Source organism: Roseomonas aeriglobus, assembly GCA_016937575.1.
Classification (GTDB): Bacteria; Pseudomonadota; Alphaproteobacteria; order Sphingomonadales; family Sphingomonadaceae; genus Sphingomonas; species Sphingomonas aerigloba.
Map to the genome: position 1 here is coordinate 2,072,155 of JAFHKN010000002.1, position 16,010 is coordinate 2,088,164.

Annotated in this window: 18 protein-coding genes; 11 read left to right on the forward strand and 7 right to left on the reverse strand. The window is 68.2% G+C overall.

Annotated elements, in window-relative coordinates; genetic code table 11:
* Window positions 1–44: 44 nt before the first annotated feature.
* Window positions 45–356 (reverse strand): hypothetical protein, encoded by a 312-nt coding sequence (locus JW805_10365; protein ID MBN2972419.1) that lies wholly within the window; start codon window positions 354–356, stop codon window positions 45–47.
* Window positions 353–1,708 (reverse strand): bifunctional UDP-N-acetylglucosamine diphosphorylase/glucosamine-1-phosphate N-acetyltransferase GlmU, encoded by a 1,356-nt coding sequence (gene glmU, locus JW805_10370; protein MBN2972420.1) that lies wholly within the window; start codon window positions 1,706–1,708, stop codon window positions 353–355. Before glmU ends, JW805_10365 begins: the two co-directional genes overlap by 4 nt.
* A gap of 61 nt (window positions 1,709–1,769) precedes the next feature.
* Here glmU and JW805_10375 point away from each other — a divergent pair, with 61 nt between their 5' ends.
* Window positions 1,770–2,450 (forward strand): HAD-IA family hydrolase, encoded by a 681-nt coding sequence (locus JW805_10375; GenBank protein MBN2972421.1) that lies wholly within the window; start codon window positions 1,770–1,772, stop codon window positions 2,448–2,450.
* Here JW805_10375 and JW805_10380 read toward each other — a convergent pair.
* The 4 genes from JW805_10380 to JW805_10395 form a co-directional block, all read right to left on the reverse strand.
* The gene (locus JW805_10380) at window positions 2,413–3,480 is read right to left on the reverse strand and encodes a nucleotidyltransferase family protein (protein MBN2972422.1); all 1,068 of its coding nucleotides are present in this window, start codon (window positions 3,478–3,480) and stop codon (window positions 2,413–2,415) included. The genes JW805_10375 and JW805_10380 overlap by 38 nt on opposite strands.
* Window positions 3,477–4,337 (reverse strand): HprK-related kinase A, encoded by an 861-nt coding sequence (locus tag JW805_10385; GenBank protein ID MBN2972423.1) that lies wholly within the window; start codon window positions 4,335–4,337, stop codon window positions 3,477–3,479. Before JW805_10385 ends, JW805_10380 begins: the two co-directional genes overlap by 4 nt.
* Window positions 4,334–4,603, reverse strand: coding sequence for an HPr-rel-A system PqqD family peptide chaperone (locus tag JW805_10390; GenBank protein MBN2972424.1), 270 nt, complete (start codon window positions 4,601–4,603; stop codon window positions 4,334–4,336). The genes JW805_10385 and JW805_10390 overlap by 4 nt, the downstream gene beginning before the upstream one ends.
* A gap of 124 nt (window positions 4,604–4,727) precedes the next feature.
* Window positions 4,728–5,120, reverse strand: a complete 393-nt coding sequence (locus tag JW805_10395) for a hypothetical protein (GenBank protein ID MBN2972425.1) — start codon at window positions 5,118–5,120, stop codon at window positions 4,728–4,730.
* A 114-nt stretch (window positions 5,121–5,234) separates the two neighbouring features.
* On the opposite strand from JW805_10395, the gene JW805_10400 reads away from it, so the two are divergent.
* The 10 genes from JW805_10400 to JW805_10445 all read left to right on the forward strand — a co-directional run bounded on the left by JW805_10400 (window position 5,235) and on the right by JW805_10445 (window position 15,356).
* Window positions 5,235–6,407: a PAS domain-containing protein gene (locus JW805_10400; GenBank protein MBN2972426.1), complete on the forward strand. Its 1,173-nt coding sequence runs from the start codon at window positions 5,235–5,237 to the stop codon at window positions 6,405–6,407.
* A gap of 239 nt (window positions 6,408–6,646) precedes the next feature.
* Window positions 6,647–7,663: a substrate-binding domain-containing protein gene (locus JW805_10405; protein ID MBN2972427.1), complete on the forward strand. Its 1,017-nt coding sequence runs from the start codon at window positions 6,647–6,649 to the stop codon at window positions 7,661–7,663.
* Entirely contained in the window at window positions 7,660–9,036 is a 1,377-nt protein-coding gene (gene pstC, locus JW805_10410; protein ID MBN2972428.1) for a phosphate ABC transporter permease subunit PstC, read from the forward strand. The genes JW805_10405 and pstC overlap by 4 nt, the downstream gene beginning before the upstream one ends.
* Window positions 9,029–10,330: a phosphate ABC transporter permease PstA gene (gene pstA, locus JW805_10415; GenBank protein MBN2972429.1), complete on the forward strand. Its 1,302-nt coding sequence runs from the start codon at window positions 9,029–9,031 to the stop codon at window positions 10,328–10,330. The genes pstC and pstA overlap by 8 nt, the downstream gene beginning before the upstream one ends.
* Entirely contained in the window at window positions 10,324–11,094 is a 771-nt protein-coding gene (locus tag JW805_10420; GenBank protein MBN2972430.1) for a phosphate ABC transporter ATP-binding protein, read from the forward strand. The genes pstA and JW805_10420 overlap by 7 nt, the downstream gene beginning before the upstream one ends.
* A gap of 135 nt (window positions 11,095–11,229) precedes the next feature.
* Complete coding sequence (gene phoU / locus JW805_10425; protein MBN2972431.1) at window positions 11,230–11,925, forward strand: phosphate signaling complex protein PhoU; 696 nt, start codon at window positions 11,230–11,232, stop codon at window positions 11,923–11,925.
* Window positions 11,922–12,617, forward strand: a complete 696-nt coding sequence (gene phoB / locus JW805_10430) for a phosphate regulon transcriptional regulator PhoB (GenBank protein MBN2972432.1) — start codon at window positions 11,922–11,924, stop codon at window positions 12,615–12,617. The genes phoU and phoB overlap by 4 nt, the downstream gene beginning before the upstream one ends.
* 109 nt (window positions 12,618–12,726) lie before the next feature.
* Entirely contained in the window at window positions 12,727–13,200 is a 474-nt protein-coding gene (locus JW805_10435) for a hypothetical protein (protein ID MBN2972433.1), read from the forward strand.
* A gap of 116 nt (window positions 13,201–13,316) precedes the next feature.
* Window positions 13,317–14,213 carry an SDR family NAD(P)-dependent oxidoreductase gene (locus tag JW805_10440; protein MBN2972434.1) on the forward strand — a complete coding sequence of 299 codons (897 nt, stop codon included), beginning with the start codon at window positions 13,317–13,319 and terminating at the stop codon, window positions 14,211–14,213.
* 69 nt (window positions 14,214–14,282) lie between these two features.
* On the forward strand, window positions 14,283–15,356 hold the full coding sequence (locus JW805_10445) for a hypothetical protein (GenBank protein ID MBN2972435.1): 1,074 nt from the start codon (window positions 14,283–14,285) through the stop codon (window positions 15,354–15,356).
* Between the two features lie 56 nt (window positions 15,357–15,412).
* Here the strand turns inward: JW805_10445 and JW805_10450 are convergent, their stop codons facing one another.
* Complete coding sequence (locus JW805_10450) at window positions 15,413–16,009, reverse strand: hypothetical protein (GenBank protein ID MBN2972436.1); 597 nt, start codon at window positions 16,007–16,009, stop codon at window positions 15,413–15,415.
* Window position 16,010: the final 1 nt, after the last annotated feature.

The window sequence follows — 16,010 nt, forward strand, 5'->3', positions numbered from 1 at the left end:
TCCTCGGCCCGGGCATGTCGCCGCCGAGCCCCTATCAAGCCGAATTATCGTGGAAATTTGCTGTCGACGAACGAGCGGGTGAACTGCTCGGCGCTGGGTTCATAGCCTTCGCTGGCCAGGAACCTGGCCCGCCCTTTTTCCCAGACCTCGCGGATCGCGCCGGCCATGCCGTCGGGAAAGCGCATCTGCGCGGCGCACAGGGCACGCCAGTCGCCGGTCCCGCCCCACTCGCGGCGCAGTTGCGGCTCCATCGCCTGGAGCGCCGACGCCTCGACCGGATCGAGATGGCCGATCGCGTCCATCACATAGCCGTCGAGCAACCGCAGCAGCGGCTTGCCTTCATGCCGCGGGTTCATTTCGCAGCCTTTCGAACAGTCATGATCTGGCGGAATTTCGCGGCCCAGCCTGGCTTGGCGGTCTGCGCTGCACGGGCGAGAGCCAGCGCGTCGGCGGCGACGTCCTGCGTGACGGTCGATCCGGCCCCGACGATCGCGCCCGCACCGATGCTGACCGGCGCGACCAGCGCGGAGTTGGAGCCGATGAACGCCCCTTCCCCGATCGACGTGCGATATTTCAGGAACCCGTCGTAGTTGCAGGTGATCGTGCCCGCGCCGATGTTCGCGCCCGCGCCGACGTCGGCATCGCCGATGTAGCTCAGGTGATTGGCCTTGGCGCCCTTGCCGAGCGTTGCCTTCTTCACCTCGACGAAATTGCCGACCTTCGCCTTTTCACCCAGAACCGCGCCGGGGCGCAGGCGGGCATAGGGGCCGACGTCGGCGCGGGCGCCGACGGTCGCACCTTCGAGGTGGCTGAACGCGCGGATCGTTGCGCCGTCCGCGACGCTCACGTCAGGGCCGAAGACGACATTCGGTTCGATCGTCACGTCGCGGCCGATGACCGTGTCATGCGCGAACCACACGGTCTCGGGCGCGATCAGCGTGGCGCCGTCGACCATCGCCTGCGTGCGCCGCGCCGCCTGCCACTGCGCCTCCAAAGCGGCCAGTTCGCCGCGGCTGTTGACGCCCGTAACTTCGGTCGCCGCGGTTTCGATAACGGCCGAGTGCCGGCCATCCTCGGCCGCCAGCATGACGATGTCGGGCAGATAATATTCGCCGGCCGCGTTTGCGTTGCCGACGCGGGCGAGCAGCGCGAACAGGTCTTCGCCGCGGACCGCCATCAGACCCGAATTGCACAGGTCGACCGCGCGTTCGTCCGGCGACGCGTCCTTGAATTCGACCATCTTGACGATACGGCCATCGGCATCGGCGATGACGCGGCCATAGGCACCCGGATCGGCGGGGCGGAAGCCGAGCACGACCGCGGCCGGCGTATCCTCACCGTGCAGCCGCGTGACCATCGCGCGCATCGTGTCGGCACGGACCAGCGGCACGTCCCCGTAGAGAATCAGCACGTCGCCGGCGAACCCGCCCAGCGCCGCCTCGGCCTGTTGCACGGCATGGCCGGTCCCCAGCTGCTCGCGCTGTTCGACGATCTCGGCACCGAGCGGAGTGGCAAAGGCCTCGACCTGCTCGCGCCGCGCGCCGACGACGACCATCGTCCGGGCAGGATCGAGCGCACCGACGCTCGCCAGCAGATGCCCGAGCATCGGGCGGCCCGCGATCGGGTGGAGCACCTTGTGCAGGTCGGATTTCATCCGCGTGCCCTGGCCCGCGGCCAGGACGATGGCGGCCAGAGGACGCGTCGTCATGCGCGCGGCCCTGCCACGAAAGCCTTGCCAATTCCATAGCGGGGCGGATTAAGCTTTGGTCATGCGCGCGCCATTCTTCGACATCGTCGGCTTCGACCTGGACGGAACCCTGGTCGACACCAGCGGCGACCTGACCGCCGCAGTCAATCACGCACTTGGCACAGCGGGTCGCGCGCCGCTGGTGCAGGAGCAGGTGAAGGGTATGATCGGCGGCGGCGCCAAGCATATGCTGGCGCAGGCGCTCGAAGCGACGGGCGGCTGCAGCGCGGAGGACTTCCGCAGCTATTACAAGGCGCTGCTTGCCTTTTATGGCGATAATCTGTCGGTCCACAGCCGCCCGTTTCCCGGCGCGGTGGACGCTCTGGACGCACTGGCCAAGCGCGGCGTCCGCCTGGCGGTCGTCACCAACAAGTTCGAGAGTTTCGCGACGCGTCTGCTGGCCGACCTTCGCCTGGCCGACCGTTTCGCCTGCATCATCGGCGGCGACACGCTGGGGTCCGGCAACGCCAAGCCTGCCCCCGCCCCGATCCGCGCGATGATCGAGCGGCTGGGCGACGGGCGGGCGGCGTTCGTCGGGGATTCGATCTATGACATGCAGGCCGCGCAGGCCGCCGGCATCCCGGCGATCGCGGTGTCGTTCGGCTTTCTGCTCGGCCCCGTCGAGGCGATGGGCGCTGATGCGGTGATTGACGATTATGCCTCGCTCATCCCGACGCTCGATGGCCTTTGCGCCACTTCGTGAACAGGTGCCGCGCGAGCATCGCGGGCGGCATGCGCAGCCAGTGCGAGCGGACGAAGAAGGCAAAGCGGGTGACGGGCCGGGTCGCGCGGCCCCAACCGTCGCGGGCCAGCAGGCGGCGGCGGTAGAGGCGGTCAGGCATGTGTCCGTGCTCCCGCGCAGGCGGGAGTCCAGGGTTACGGGCCGTTCGCCTGCGGCTCTGGGCTCCCGCCTGCGCGGGAGCACGGGTTGGGGCGTACAACGCCCCCGCCAACCGCCACGCCCTCGCGACCGCAACCTCCAGCCCGTGCATCCGCGCCCGCTCCCACAGCGCCGGCGTTGCGACCTCCGCGAACAGGCAGTGCAAGTCCCACAGGTTCCGCAAGCCGCCCGCCAGATCGCCGTCCGCGAACAGATGCGCCGCCGAATGGCAGATCATGTCGTCGCCCGACAGCACCGCCAGCCCGTCGCGCAAGCCCACCGCATCGCTGAGCATCGCCCCCGCGTCCGGCGTGATTCGTGCGGTCAGGGGCAACACCGTGTGGTGCACGTCGATCATTCGGTCCCGCTCGCGGTGGATCAGCGGAGGCAGCTCGTGCATCCACTGCCGGTAATAGGCATCGTCGTAGGGGTCCGGCTTCACCCATTCCCACCCGGCGGCGAGCAGCGCGCGTTCGACCTCGTCGATCCGGTCGCGCGGGACCAGGATGTCGAGGTCGCCGATCGAGCGCCCCCGCCCCGCGGCAAGCCCCGCGGCGACATAGGCGGTGCCCTTCAACAGGACGACCGGCAGCCCGAGCGGCGCCAGCGCGCGACGCGCCATCTCCGCCTCCCACAGCGCCTGCACCCGTCCCTGCTCTGCCGAGGCATAGGCCGCATCCAGCAGGTGATCGGCGTGACGGGGTTTGACAACGCCGCGCACGCGATCGGCCAAAGTGCCCGCCAGCTGCTCGGCGCGTGCCGAGGCGATGAGCTGCGTCCAGCCCGCTCCGTCCAACGTCGCGCTGCTCGCCGGGTCGCGCAACGCATGGACGAGGGATATCGCGTCTCTCACAGCGCCGCCCACAGCCGCTCGACCTGCGCCAGCGCGGCGTCGGTATCAGGATAGTCGATGGCCAGGGCCGGCACGTCGCGCACCAAGCGAATCAGGGCATCGAACCCCCGCTCTCCCAGCGCGGTGTAGTTGGTCGACGCTTGCGTCAGCCGGACGAACCCCTCGGACGGCGGCACCGTCCGCTCGGCGGCCGCAAAGCCGAAGCGTGGATATAGCACCAGCGCCGGCCGCGCCGGCTCCGCCATCCGGACGATGGCCGGCAGGTCGGGGACGAGGTGGCGCAGGTCGCCCTTCGGCGTCCCGGTCAGCAACGGCCCGAACCGCGCGTCCGGCACCGCCTGCGCCATCACGCCGACGCTCTCGTTCTTCAGGCTGACCAGCCGCGGGAACGCGTGTGCAAGGCCCGTGGCCGGATCGACGAGCGCGAATTCGTCCCCCATCAGCCGCCACCCGCGCGTCGCCAGCAAGGCGGCGAGCGTCGACTTGCCCGCCCCCGACAGTCCGGTCATCAGCAGCGCGCGCCCCTCCCGCTCGACGGCAGAGGCGTGGAGCAGCAGATAGCGTCGCTCCCCCAGGGCCAGCTGGAGGTTCATCGCCATTTCGGCCGCAAGCACGCCCCAATCGAGCGGCATTGGCACGGCATCGGGCAACGTGAAGTCACCGCCCAGCGTAATCGCCGGCCGCACCCACCGCCGCCACGGCCGCGCGGCAAACAGGCGGACGGTGTAGTCGCATACGCCGTCGATCGGTGCGGGATAATCGCGGTACAGATCGGCGATCTGGGCGATGGGGGCACGCCAGTCGCTGCCGATGCGGAACGACGCCGGGCCGATCTGGACATGGTGGACGTGCTTCACAGGCGCGATACCAGCCCAACGGCGTCGAGCTCGGCCAGCCGTTCGCGCAACGCGACGGGGTCGGCGTCGATCAGCTCATATTCCGTCGCGAGAAAAGCCAGCAAATCGTCGAGCGTGCGCGGCTCGGTCAGCGCTGCGAGGAGTTCCGGCACCGGGCTGTCGACGAGATGGGTGATGCCCGACGCGCGGTGATAGATGGCGGTCAGCGTGTCGAGCGGGGCGACCCGCAGCATATGCGGTGCGGCGGCGATGAAGCGCTCGCTCACATCCCGTTCGTGCTGAGCCTGTCGAAGCACTATACTTTCTTCCCAGAGAAAGAAGGGCAGCCCGTCGACAAGCTCAGGGCGAACGGGGTGAGGCCTGTCCGCTCGGGGCGAACGAAGACCTTCGCTAGCCCCGCGGCATCTGCAACGATGCGAAGCAGGTGAAGCCGCTTTGCCCCGACTGCAGCCGGCGGATATAGTTGGTATAGGCCTTCGACTGATCGTAATTCGTGCCCGGCAATTGCCCGCCGGACATCGCGCGCTTCACGTCTTCGCCCTTGAACGCGCCGCTTGCGGGCGGAAAGGCGCCGGGCGTGCCCGGATCGACCAGCGAGCCGTCGGCGGCGATATATTTCCCCGCTCGCGCGGGATCCGGCACCGGGATCTCGCACGTCAGGACCGAGCCTGCGGCCTGCGCGAGCGCCGGACGGATCGACACGACCGCGGATGCGCCGATCGCGCCCAATTGCAGGGCGCGGCGGCGGGTGGTGCCGCCGGTGATGTCGCTGTCATCGCTCATGGTCGGCCTTTCTGCACGCATACGCCTTTCACAATCGTAAAGTGTGCGCAAGCGGCCCCTTGGCCATGGTGTCCCATCTCGGCTAGGCACGAGCATATGGGGATGGGGCGCCGCTTGCCGATGCTGCTTGCGATGGCGTTGGTCGTGGTCGCCACGGCTGCGATGGCCGTCGTCACGCGCGATGCGTCCGCGGCCGGGATCATGCTGGTCTTCGGCATCGCCGCGGTACTGGTCGCGGCCAGCGCGCCGGCGCCAACGTATCGCCCGCCCATCGACGATCGGAAAAGCGACGGACCCGATGCCGACGCCCTGCTCGACGCGCTCGACGACCCGGTCGTCGTCATCGCCGGGACGCGCGTCGTACGCGCCAACCGCGCGGCACGCGCGCTGCTGGGCGATCACATCGCGGGCGAGGACGTTCGCCTGGCCATCCGCCACCCGGCCGCCGCCGAACGCCTGCTACAGATCACGCCCGACGACGGGATGGTCGAGCTGGTGGGTCTCGGCGCGCGCGACCAGCATTGGGCGATGCGGGTCAAGACCGCTGCCGACCACCGGCTGATTCACCTATCCGATCGCACCGCCAGCGCCGCCGCCGACCGCATCCGTGTCGATTTCGTTGCCAACGCCAGCCACGAACTGCGCACCCCGCTCGCCTCGCTGCTCGGCTTCATCGAAACCTTGCGCGAAGGGGCGGGCGACGAGCCCGCCATCCGCGAGCGCTTCCTGAGCGTGATGGACGACGAGGCGCGACGGATGGAGCGGCTGGTCGGCGACCTGATGAGCCTCAGCCGGATCGAGGCGGAGAAGTTCCGCATTCCCGAAACGCCGGTCGATCTGGCCGAACTCGGTCGCGACGTCTGCCGGGAGCTGTCGGCGAACGGCAACCCCCGCGGTGCCGACCTGGCGCTCGACGTGACCGAGCCCGCCAGCGTGCTCGGCGATCGGGTGCAGCTGTCGCAATTGCTCCACAACCTCGCGGGCAATGCGATGAAATACGGCCGTGCCGGCACGCCGGTGACGATCACGATCGCGCCGGAGGGGGACGCGATGGTCCGCGTCGCGGTGTCCGACCAGGGCGACGGCATCGCCCCCGAACATCTGCCGCGCCTGACCGAGCGTTTCTACCGCGTCGATCCGGGGCGCAGCCGCGCGATCGGCGGCACCGGGCTTGGCCTGGCGATCGTCAAGCACATCGTCGAGCGGCACCGCGGACGCCTGCGGATCGACAGTGCGGTGGGCGAAGGGACGACCGTGACGGCCCTACTGCCTGCAACGCCGCGCTAGCCTCTATCCCCCTGCAAGGAGAGGTGGCGCGCGATAGCGCGTCGGAGGGGTGGGCCTCTCCCGATAGCCGGGCCCCCCTTCGCCGGCCCTGCGGCGTGCCGCCTCTTCTTGCAGGGGAGGAAGTGGTAGGACCTTGATCGCTGTCATCAGGACGTAACGAAAGCGCAACAGGGCAATTCCAGGCGCATGACGAGTCGCGCCGGGGAGCATGGGGCACGGTGAGGCGACAAGTGCGATCGATGGCGGCGACGGGGGCGGCGCTGCTGGCGCTGGCCGGCTGCGACGGCGGCACGACGCGCGACCAGATCCGCATCGTCGGATCGTCGACCGTCTATCCCTTCACCACCGCCGTCGCCGAAAATTTCGTCAACAGCCGCGGTCTGAAGCCGCCGGTGATCGAATCGACCGGCACCGGCTCCGGCGTGAAGCTGTTCTGCGGCGGCATCGGCCCAGGGCATCCCGACGTGCTGAACGCCAGTCGCCGGATCAAGCCGGCCGAGTTCGCCGCATGCCGCAAGAACGGCGTCACCGATATTCTCGAAATCCGCATCGGCACCGACGGCATTGCGCTGGCGGAATCGAACGCAGGGCCGAAGCTGAAGCTGACCCGTGCCGACGTCTACCGCGCGCTGGCCGCCACGCCGGACGGCAAGCCCAACACGCGTCGGACGTGGGCCGACGTCAACCCGGCGCTGCCGGCGATCCCGATCCAGTTCTACGGCCCGCCCTCGACCAGCGGCACGCGCGACGCCTTTGCGGAACTCGTGCTGGTCCCCGCCTGCGAGGCGGCGAACCACCAGGCCAAGGCGCTGAAGGACAAGGACCCCGACGCCTTCGCCAACCTCTGCACCAAGCTGCGCGACGACGGAGCCTATGTCGACAAGGGCGAGAACGACAATCTGATCGTCCAGAATCTGACGACCAATCCGAACGCCATCGGCATTTTCGGCTATAGCTATCTCGAGGAGAACGCCGACCGGCTGCACGGCGTGCCGCTCGACGGCGTTGCGCCCAGCTATCGGACGATTTCCGATGGCACTTATCCCGGTGCGCGCCCGCTGTTCATCTATGTGAAGAAGGCGCATCTGCGCGCGGTGCCGGGGCTGCGCGAGTTCGTCGCCGATTACGCCAAGGCCTGGAACCCCGGTGGCCCGCTCACGCGCCGCGGCCTGATCGCCGCGTCGTCGGCCGAGCGCGCCGCCTCGGCCCGCATCATCGCGGAGGGCATTGTCTTGACTCCGGCGAGCTTCAAATGACGCCATTCGCGCTCTTCGTCATCATCGTCGGGCTGGGCCTGATCGGCTGGCTCACTGCCCGCACGCGTGCACTGGCGCAGGCTGCGACCAGCCCGGTGCGACCCAATTCGCTGCCCGGCCAGCATGGATCCTATGTCGCGCTGTGGACGGTCCTCCCGGCGCTTGCCTTCCTCGCGCTCTGGTCGGCGATCAGTCCGTCGTTGATCACGGCGTCCGCGCTCGCCGATCCGGCCGCCGGTGTCTTGCCCGCCACCGGGTACGAACGCGACATGATCCTGAATGAAGCGCGCAGTCTGGCAAGCGGCAGTGCCTATGGCGCCTTTTTCACCCAGTCCGAAGCGCTCGCGCCCGCCTTTGCCGCGGCGATGGCCAAGTTCCGCTGGATCGGCGCGATCGTCGCGCTGCTGCTCGCCTTTGCAGGGGGCGCCTTCGCCTACACGCGCGTCTCACCCAGCTTGCGCGCACGCACCCGCGTCGAGCGCGGGGTGATGCTGATTCTGCTCGTGGCATCGCTCATTGCGATCCTGACCACGCTCGGCATCTTCCTGAGCCTCGTCTTCGAGAGCGTGCGCTTCTTCCGCATCGTGCCGGTCACCGATTTCCTGTTCGGCACGCACTGGAGCCCGCAGATCATCAGCGCGAAGGACCCGGGCGCGTCGCTCGGCGCCGTTCCGTTGTTCTGGGGCACCTTCTTCATCGGCGCGGTGATCGCGATGATCGTCGCCATCCCGTTCGGGCTGATGAGCGCGATCTATCTGACGCAGTACGCGCAGCCGGGCTTCCGGCGCTGGATGAAGCCGGCGCTTGAAATGCTCGCGGGCGTGCCGACCGTGGTCTACGGCTATTTCGCCGCGCTGACCGTCGGGCCGGCGATCCGGCAGGTCGCGGTCGCGCTGGGCATGCCCTATGCCTCGTCGGAGAGCGCGCTGTCGGCGGGCCTCGTCATGGGCGTGATGATCATCCCGTTCGTGTCGTCGATGGCTGATGACTCGATTGCCGCCGTGCCGACCTCAATGCGTGACGGCAGCCTCGCCATGGGGGCGACGACCAACGAGACGATCCGCAAGGTGCTGCTCCCCGCGGCGCTCCCCGGCGTCGTCGCCGGCATCCTGCTGGCGGTGTCCAGGGCGATCGGCGAGACGATGATCGTCGTCATGGCGGCATCCGGCGCCGCGACGATCACGCTCAACCCGTTCGAAAGTGCGACCACGGTCACCAAGCAGATCGTCGACCTGCTGACGGGCGAAGCGGAGTTCGACAGCCCGAAGACGCTCGCCGCCTTCGCGCTGGGGCTCACGCTCTTCGCGATCACCTTCCTCCTCAACGTCGTCGCGCTGAACGTCGTCAAGAAATATCGGGAGGCGTATGAATAGCTCCGCGCTCGTCGCCGGCGTGCCCGCGCAAGGGGCCGAGCCTGCCCGCCGTGCGCCGACCGACTGGCGGACGGACGCGATGCAGCGCCGTATCCGCCGCCGCTACGCCGCCGAACGCCGCTTTCGCCTGATGGGGCTGGCCGCCGTCGTGCTGTCGGGGGCGTTCCTCGCCTTTCTGCTCGTCACGATGATGGCGAGCGGCCTGCGCGGCTTCCAGCGCACCGAAGTCACGCTGTCGCTCGATTTCCAATCGATGGCGCTGCCGGTCACGCCCGCGCAGCTGGCGGGCCCCGGCGCCGATCTGGCGCTGGCGGGGGCGGAACTGCAGGACAAGGTGTCGGGCGCGGCGGAAAATGCCTTCGGGCCCGGCGGGTCGGCGTATATCGCCGACACCGCCTGGCTGGCGGTCCGCGATGCGATCAAGGCCGATCCGGCGATCCTCAAGACCCGCGCGGCGATTCCGGTGCCCGCGTCGACCGGCATCGACCTGGCCGCGCGCGGCGAAGGCAAGCCGGCGGACGAGGCGGTCGTGGCGCGGCTCGCGGGACTGAAGCTGATCTCGACCGGCTTCAACTGGCCGTTCTTCACGCGCGCCGACGCGACCGATCCGGGTGCCGTCGGCATCTGGGGCGCACTGAAGGGCTCGCTGATGACGATGCTCGTCACGCTCCTCCTCGCTTTCCCGGTCGGCGTGCTGTCGGCAGTCTATCTGGAGGAATATGCGCCGAAGAACCGCTGGACCGACCTGATCGAGGTGTCGATCAACAATCTGGCCGCCGTTCCCTCGATCATCTTCGGCCTGCTCGGGCTCGCGGTCTTCCTCGGCACCTTCGGCCTGCCGCGCTCCGCGCCGATCGTCGGCGGCATGACGCTGGCGCTGATGATCATGCCGGTCATCGTCATCGCCGGACGCAACGCGATCAAGGCGGTGCCGCCGTCGATCCGCGACGCAGCACTCGGCATCGGGGCCAGCCGCATCCAGGTCGTGTTCCACCATGTCCTGCCCCTCGCCCTCCCCGGCATCCTGACCGGTACGATCATCGGCATGGCGCGTGCGCTGGGCGAAACCGCGCCGCTCCTCATGATCGGCATGCGCGCCTTCATCGCCTCACCCCCCGAAGGGTTCAGCGATCCCGCCACCGTATTGCCGGTGCAGATCTTCCTTTGGTCGGACGAGGTCGGGCGCGGCTTCGTCGAGAAGACGTCGGCCGCCATCCTGGTGCTGCTCGCCGTCCTGCTGGCGATGAACGCGCTCGCCATCTACCTCCGCAACAAGTTCGAGACCCGCTGGTGACGCTTCAGACTCCAAAGCTTTCGGCGCAGAACGTCAGCGTCTTCTATGGCGCCAAGCAGGCCGTGCGCGACGTGTCGATCGCCATGTCGATGGACGAGGTGACCGCATTCATCGGTCCGTCGGGCTGCGGCAAATCGACCTTCCTGCGCACGCTCAACCGGATGAACGACACCATTCCCTCGGCGCGGGTGCAGGGCGAAATCCTGCTCGACGGCGAGGACATTTATGCCCCGTCGATGGACGTCGTGCAGCTGCGCGCCCGGGTCGGCATGGTGTTCCAGAAGCCCAATCCCTTCCCCAAGTCGATCTTCGAGAATGTCGCCTACGGCCCGCGCATCCATGGGCTGGCCAGCGGCAAGGCGGAGCTGACCGAGATCGTCGAACGCTCGCTGAAGCGCGCCGGCCTCTGGGACGAAGTGAAGGATCGTCTCGACGACAGCGGCACCGCGCTGTCGGGTGGCCAGCAGCAGCGCTTGTGCATCGCCCGCGCCATCGCGGTCGATCCGGAAGTCATCCTGATGGACGAGCCCTGTTCGGCGCTCGACCCGATCGCGACCGCGCGAATCGAGGAGCTGATCGCCGACCTGCGCGGCAAATATGCGATCGTGATCGTCACGCACAACATGCAGCAGGCCGCCCGCGTGTCGCAGCGCACGGCGTTCTTCCACCTGGGCGAGCTTGTCGAATACGGCCTGACCGACGAGATCTTCACCGCGCCCCGCCAGCCGCGGACGAAGGATTACATCACGGGGCGCTATGGGTGATGACCCGCACCAACCATTGTCATCCCTGCGAAGGCGGGGATAAATTCTGGCTGACGTCTCGATAGATAAGTTCGTTCAGCCACAATGTATTCCCGCCTTCGCGGGAATGAAGACCGAGAGGTCAGGAGCAGAGACATGGCCACCGGCCAGGAACATACCGTCAAGGCGTTCGACCAGGACATCGGGCAGCTGCGCGGGCTTATCAGCCAGATGGGCGGGCTTGCCGAGGAAGCGATCGCCGATGCGATGACCGCGCTCAGCCGTGGTGATGCCGAGCTCGCCAAACAGGTCCGCGCGAAGGACAAGGCGATCGATGCGATCGAGGCGGAGGTCGAAAAGCTTGCCGTCCGCGTCATCGCGCTGCGCGCGCCGATGGCGGACGACCTGCGCGAGGTCGTCGCCGCGCTGAAAATCGCTGCCGTCATCGAACGCATCGGCGATTACGCCAAGAACATCGCCAAGCGTGTACCCTCGATCCACACCGGCCCCGACCGGATCGAGGCGATCTCGATCCTGCCGGCAATGGCCAACCTTGCCAGCGACATGGTCCGCGACGTGCTCGACGCGTTTGCCAGCCGCGATGCCGAGGCGGCGCTGGAGGTCTGTCGCCGCGACCGCGCGCTCGACGATTTCTACAACTCGATCTTTCGCGTACTCCTGACCTTCATGGTCGAAAATCCCAAGACGATCAGCGAAGTCGCGCACCTGTTGTTCGTCGCCAAGAACCTGGAGAGGATCGGCGACCACGCGACCAATGTCGCCGAAATGGTCTATTTCGCCGCGACCGGCAAATATCTGACCGATCGCGATAGCCTGGAGGGCCGCGCATGAGCCGCGCGACGATGCTGCTGGTCGAGGACGATCCCGCTCTCGCCGAACTGGTGTCCTGGAATTTTCGTCGCGAGGATTTCGAGGTCCGCCACACCCCCGATGGCGAGGAAGCCCTGCTGCTGGCGCGCGAGGCGACGCCCGACATCGTCCTGCTGGACTGGATGATCGAAGGGCCGATCTCAGGGCTTGAGGTCTGCCGCCAGCTGCGCCGCTCGCCCGCGACGCAGAACGTCCCGATCATCATGCTGACCGCGCGCGGCGAGGAAGAGGACCGCGTCCGCGGGCTGGAGACCGGTGCCGACGACTATGTCACCAAGCCCTTCTCCCCGCGCGAGCTGATCGCGCGCGTCGGCGCGGTTCTTCGCCGCGTACGGCCGGCACTAGCGGGCGAGTCGCTCAGCTACGGCGATCTCGAAATGGATACCGTCGGCCACAAGGTGAAACGCGGCGGCGAGACGATCCAGCTGGGTCCGACCGAGTTCCGCCTGCTCAAGCATTTCCTTGAGCATCCCGGCTGGGTGTTCTCGCGCGAACGCCTGCTCGATGCGGTCTGGGGGCATGATTCGGACATCGAGGCGCGGACCGTCGACGTCCACATCCGCCGCCTGCGCAAAGCGATTAACGTCGGCGACAAGCCCGATATCATCCGAACCGTTCGCTCGGCAGGCTATGCCCTGGATTCAGGTGCCTGACGGTCGCGCCTGACGCAGATCAGGATCGATCGGGAAACGAGTCATGGGGTGCGGCGTTACTGCCGCGACGCACGATTTGAGGTGCGCCCCATTTGCAAGGGACTCGATCATGGCCTTCAAGACGATTCTGCTGGCGAGCGCGCTCGCCTTCGGTGGCACGGCCATCGCTCAGGACACGATGACCACGCCACCGGCCGACCCGGCCGCGCAGACCCAGACGACCACCCCGCCCCCGGCCGATCCGGCCGCACCGCCGCCGGCCGCGCCGATGACGGCGCCGCCGACCGCCGACCCTGCTGCGCCGATGGCATCGACCATGCCCGCAGCTCCGGGCGCTCCGATGACGTCCCCGGCGCCGATGCAGTCGGCGCCAATGGCTTCGGGCACGTTCTCGGGCACCGAAACCCCGGGCGGCTATCAACCGGCCAACCCCCCGATGAGCGGCATGGCGCAGCCGGGCGTGACCCCGATCTTCCAGCCGGGACCGTCGATCGAACAGGCCTATCCGGCCCCTGCCCCGCTGCAGAGCTATCCGATCTGCAAGAAGGGTCAGACCGACAAGTGCCGCCAGCGCGGCGGCTGATCGGCCTGAATTGACCCGTTGTGCGGGCGCGGCCTTCCCCCGGGAGGTCGCGCCCGTCTTGTTTTCGGCTACGAAGCGGTCAACACGGGCGCGAAGATTTGGGAGAGGACAGGCGCATGACGATTTCGTTCGAGGGCAAGGTGGCGATCGTGACCGGCGCGGGTGGCGGCCTGGGCCGCGCCTACGCGCTCGACCTCGCCCGGCGCGGCGCGAAGGTCGTCGTCAATGACCTCGGCGCCTCGCGCGACGGTACCGGAACGTCGGACGCAGCGGCAAGGGTCGTCGCGGAAATCGAAGCGGCCGGCGGCACGGCGATGGCAAACGGCGGCAGCGTCACCGACTACGACCAGATGGTCGATATGGTCGAGGCGACGAAGGCAGCGTGGGGTCGCGTCGATATCCTGATCAACAACGCCGGCGTTCTGCGCGACAAGAGCTTCGCCAAGATGGAGCCGGTCGATTTCGCCTTCGTCGTCGACGTGCACCTCAACGGATCGGCGAACTGCACGAAGGCGGTATGGGACACGATGCGCGAGCAGAATTACGGTCGTATCCTGATGACCGCGTCGTCGACCGGGCTCTACGGCAACTTCGGGCAGGCGAACTACGGCGCCGCGAAACTCGGGCTCGCCGGCTTGACGAAGACGCTGGCGATCGAAGGCGCCAAATATGGCATCCGCGTCAACACCATCGCGCCGACCGCCGGCACGCGAATGACCGAGGACCTGTTCCCGGCAGACGCGTTCGCGCTGTTCACGCCCGAGGCGGTTGCACCAGCGGCGGTCTATCTCGTCAGCGACGATGCCCCGACCAATGCCATCGTCGGTGCGGGCGCGGGCGTATTCCAGGCGGCGTATGTGACTCTCACTCCCGGCGTCGCGCTTCGCGGTGATGCCCTGTCGGCGGAGGGGATTGCGGCGCATTGGGCCGAGATCACCGACCGAACGGGCGAAACCGTGCCGCAGTCCGGCGCGGAACAGGCGATGACGATTCTGCGGACGCTACAGGGCTGACCCACCGTATTTGGTGTATTGATACGGCAACACACATCGGCTATCCTCCTGCGCAACAGGAGGAAGCCTATGTACAGCGAACAGGATCTGCTGAACGCCGTCCAAGCCGGGGCGATCACGCCCGAGGCCGCGGCGGCGCTCAGGAACCACGTCGCCGCGGTGCGCGCGACGCCAACGGTGGACGAAGAACATTTCCGGCTGCTGACCGGGTTCAACGACATTTTCGTCGCCATCGCCAGCGCGCTGTTGCTGGCCGCGGTCGGCTGGATCGGGGGCACGGTCTGGTCGCCGCTGGGTGGCGCCGCCATTGCAGTCGCGGCGTGGGGGCTCGCTGAATATTTCACCCGCCAGCGGCGCATGGCGCTGCCCAGCATCCTGCTGCTGCTCGCGTTCGTCGGCGGCGTGGCGGGAACGCTGGCCGGCGTGATTGCCGAAAACGGCGAGACACTCGAGCCCTGGCTGCAGAGCTTCTCGTCCGAGCAAGCGCAATATGCCATCGTCGGGAGCATTGCCGCCGTCATCGCCGCGCTGACCGCCGGCGCCGCGTGGCTGCACTGGCGCCGGTTCATGGTTCCAATCACTGTCGCGGCCGGCGCGGTCGCGGTCGTCGCGGTCGCCATGGCGCTGGTGCTGGGTCTGATCCCGGGCGCGAAGGACGCCGTCTTCCCGCTGGTCTTTGTCGCAGGGCTCGGCATGTTCGCCTTTGCGATGCGCTGGGACATGAGCGACCGCGAGCGGCTGACGCGTCGCAGCGACGTCGCCTTCTGGCTGCACCTCGCCGCCGCGCCGATGATCGCGCATTCGGTGTTCAACATGCTGGGCGTCTTCGACGCCGCGATCAGCGTGCCCACCGCGCTGCTCGTCATCGCGCTCTACGTCGTCTTCGCTGCGGTCGCGCTGGCGGTCGACCGTCGCGCGCTGCTCGTGTCGAGCCTCGCCTATGTTCTCTACGCCCTCGTCTCGCTGTTCAAGACCGCTGGTGCAGTCGAACTGTCGGCGGCGTTCACCGGCCTGGTCATCGGCTCGGCGCTGCTGCTGCTCTCGGCCTTCTGGCACAAGGGTCGCGCTCTGGTCGTCGGGCTGACCGGCAGCCTGTCCGACCGCCTGCCCCCGGTGAACCAGCCGCGCATGATGGCCGCGTAAGCGGATCGAAGCGGCGGAGAACACGCCCGTCGGCCTCACGGCCGGCGGGCGTCGTCTCATCTGAGCCGGGCGATGGCGCGCGACAGGTTCGCGCGTGCCCGCGCCGCCCAGCGCTGCTGCGCCCACGGCGTCATGTACAATCGCTCGCGGTCGAGGAAACGCGCCAGAATGTCGGCACGGGCGGCGCGATAGTCGGCTTCGGGTACATAAGAATATTCCCGCCGGATCGCCGCATCATAAGCGTCGAAGCCGGCGTCGTCGGCGCCCAGGATCGCCAGGTCGATATCGAGCAGCAGCGCGGCGTCGGGGCAGTCGCCGTCCGGCAAGCGGTGGGCGATCGTCGCCTCGATCGCCCGGATCGCACGATCGACCGAGCGCGGTTCTGCGATTGCCGCCATCTCCGCGCGGCACAGCACCGCGCTCAGTCGTTCATTGCGTCCGCCCCCGGCTTGCGGGTCGTAGATCGCGTCATGCCACAGCACGAAACCGACCGCGGCATCGGGATCGGCAAGACCGACGCCGTCGGCCTGCGCCACCGCGAGATGGCCGAGCATCGCCATCGGATGCGCCCAGACGTGGTAGTGACGCCAGGGTTCGCCGTAGCGCGATTGAAGAGCGTCGAGCGGCGCACGCGACAGGAGCGTGCTCGCCACC

What these genes read in the sequence shown, in the direction of transcription:
- JW805_10365 (MBN2972419.1), bottom strand. Translation starts at nt 356, where the DNA reads ATGAACCCGCGGCATGAAGGCAAGCCGCTGCTGCGGTTGCTCGACGGC.
- glmU (MBN2972420.1), bottom strand. Translation starts at nt 1,708, where the DNA reads ATGACGACGCGTCCTCTGGCCGCCATCGTCCTGGCCGCGGGCCAGGGC.
- JW805_10375 (MBN2972421.1), top strand. Translation starts at nt 1,770, where the DNA reads ATGCGCGCGCCATTCTTCGACATCGTCGGCTTCGACCTGGACGGAACC.
- JW805_10395 (MBN2972425.1), bottom strand. Translation starts at nt 5,120, where the DNA reads ATGAGCGATGACAGCGACATCACCGGCGGCACCACCCGCCGCCGCGCC.
- JW805_10405 (MBN2972427.1), top strand. Translation starts at nt 6,647, where the DNA reads ATGGCGGCGACGGGGGCGGCGCTGCTGGCGCTGGCCGGCTGCGACGGC.
- pstC (MBN2972428.1), top strand. Translation starts at nt 7,660, where the DNA reads ATGACGCCATTCGCGCTCTTCGTCATCATCGTCGGGCTGGGCCTGATC.
- pstA (MBN2972429.1), top strand. Translation starts at nt 9,029, where the DNA reads ATGAATAGCTCCGCGCTCGTCGCCGGCGTGCCCGCGCAAGGGGCCGAG.
- phoU (MBN2972431.1), top strand. Translation starts at nt 11,230, where the DNA reads ATGGCCACCGGCCAGGAACATACCGTCAAGGCGTTCGACCAGGACATC.
- phoB (MBN2972432.1), top strand. Translation starts at nt 11,922, where the DNA reads ATGAGCCGCGCGACGATGCTGCTGGTCGAGGACGATCCCGCTCTCGCC.
- JW805_10435 (MBN2972433.1), top strand. Translation starts at nt 12,727, where the DNA reads ATGGCCTTCAAGACGATTCTGCTGGCGAGCGCGCTCGCCTTCGGTGGC.
- JW805_10440 (MBN2972434.1), top strand. Translation starts at nt 13,317, where the DNA reads ATGACGATTTCGTTCGAGGGCAAGGTGGCGATCGTGACCGGCGCGGGT.
- JW805_10445 (MBN2972435.1), top strand. Translation starts at nt 14,283, where the DNA reads ATGTACAGCGAACAGGATCTGCTGAACGCCGTCCAAGCCGGGGCGATC.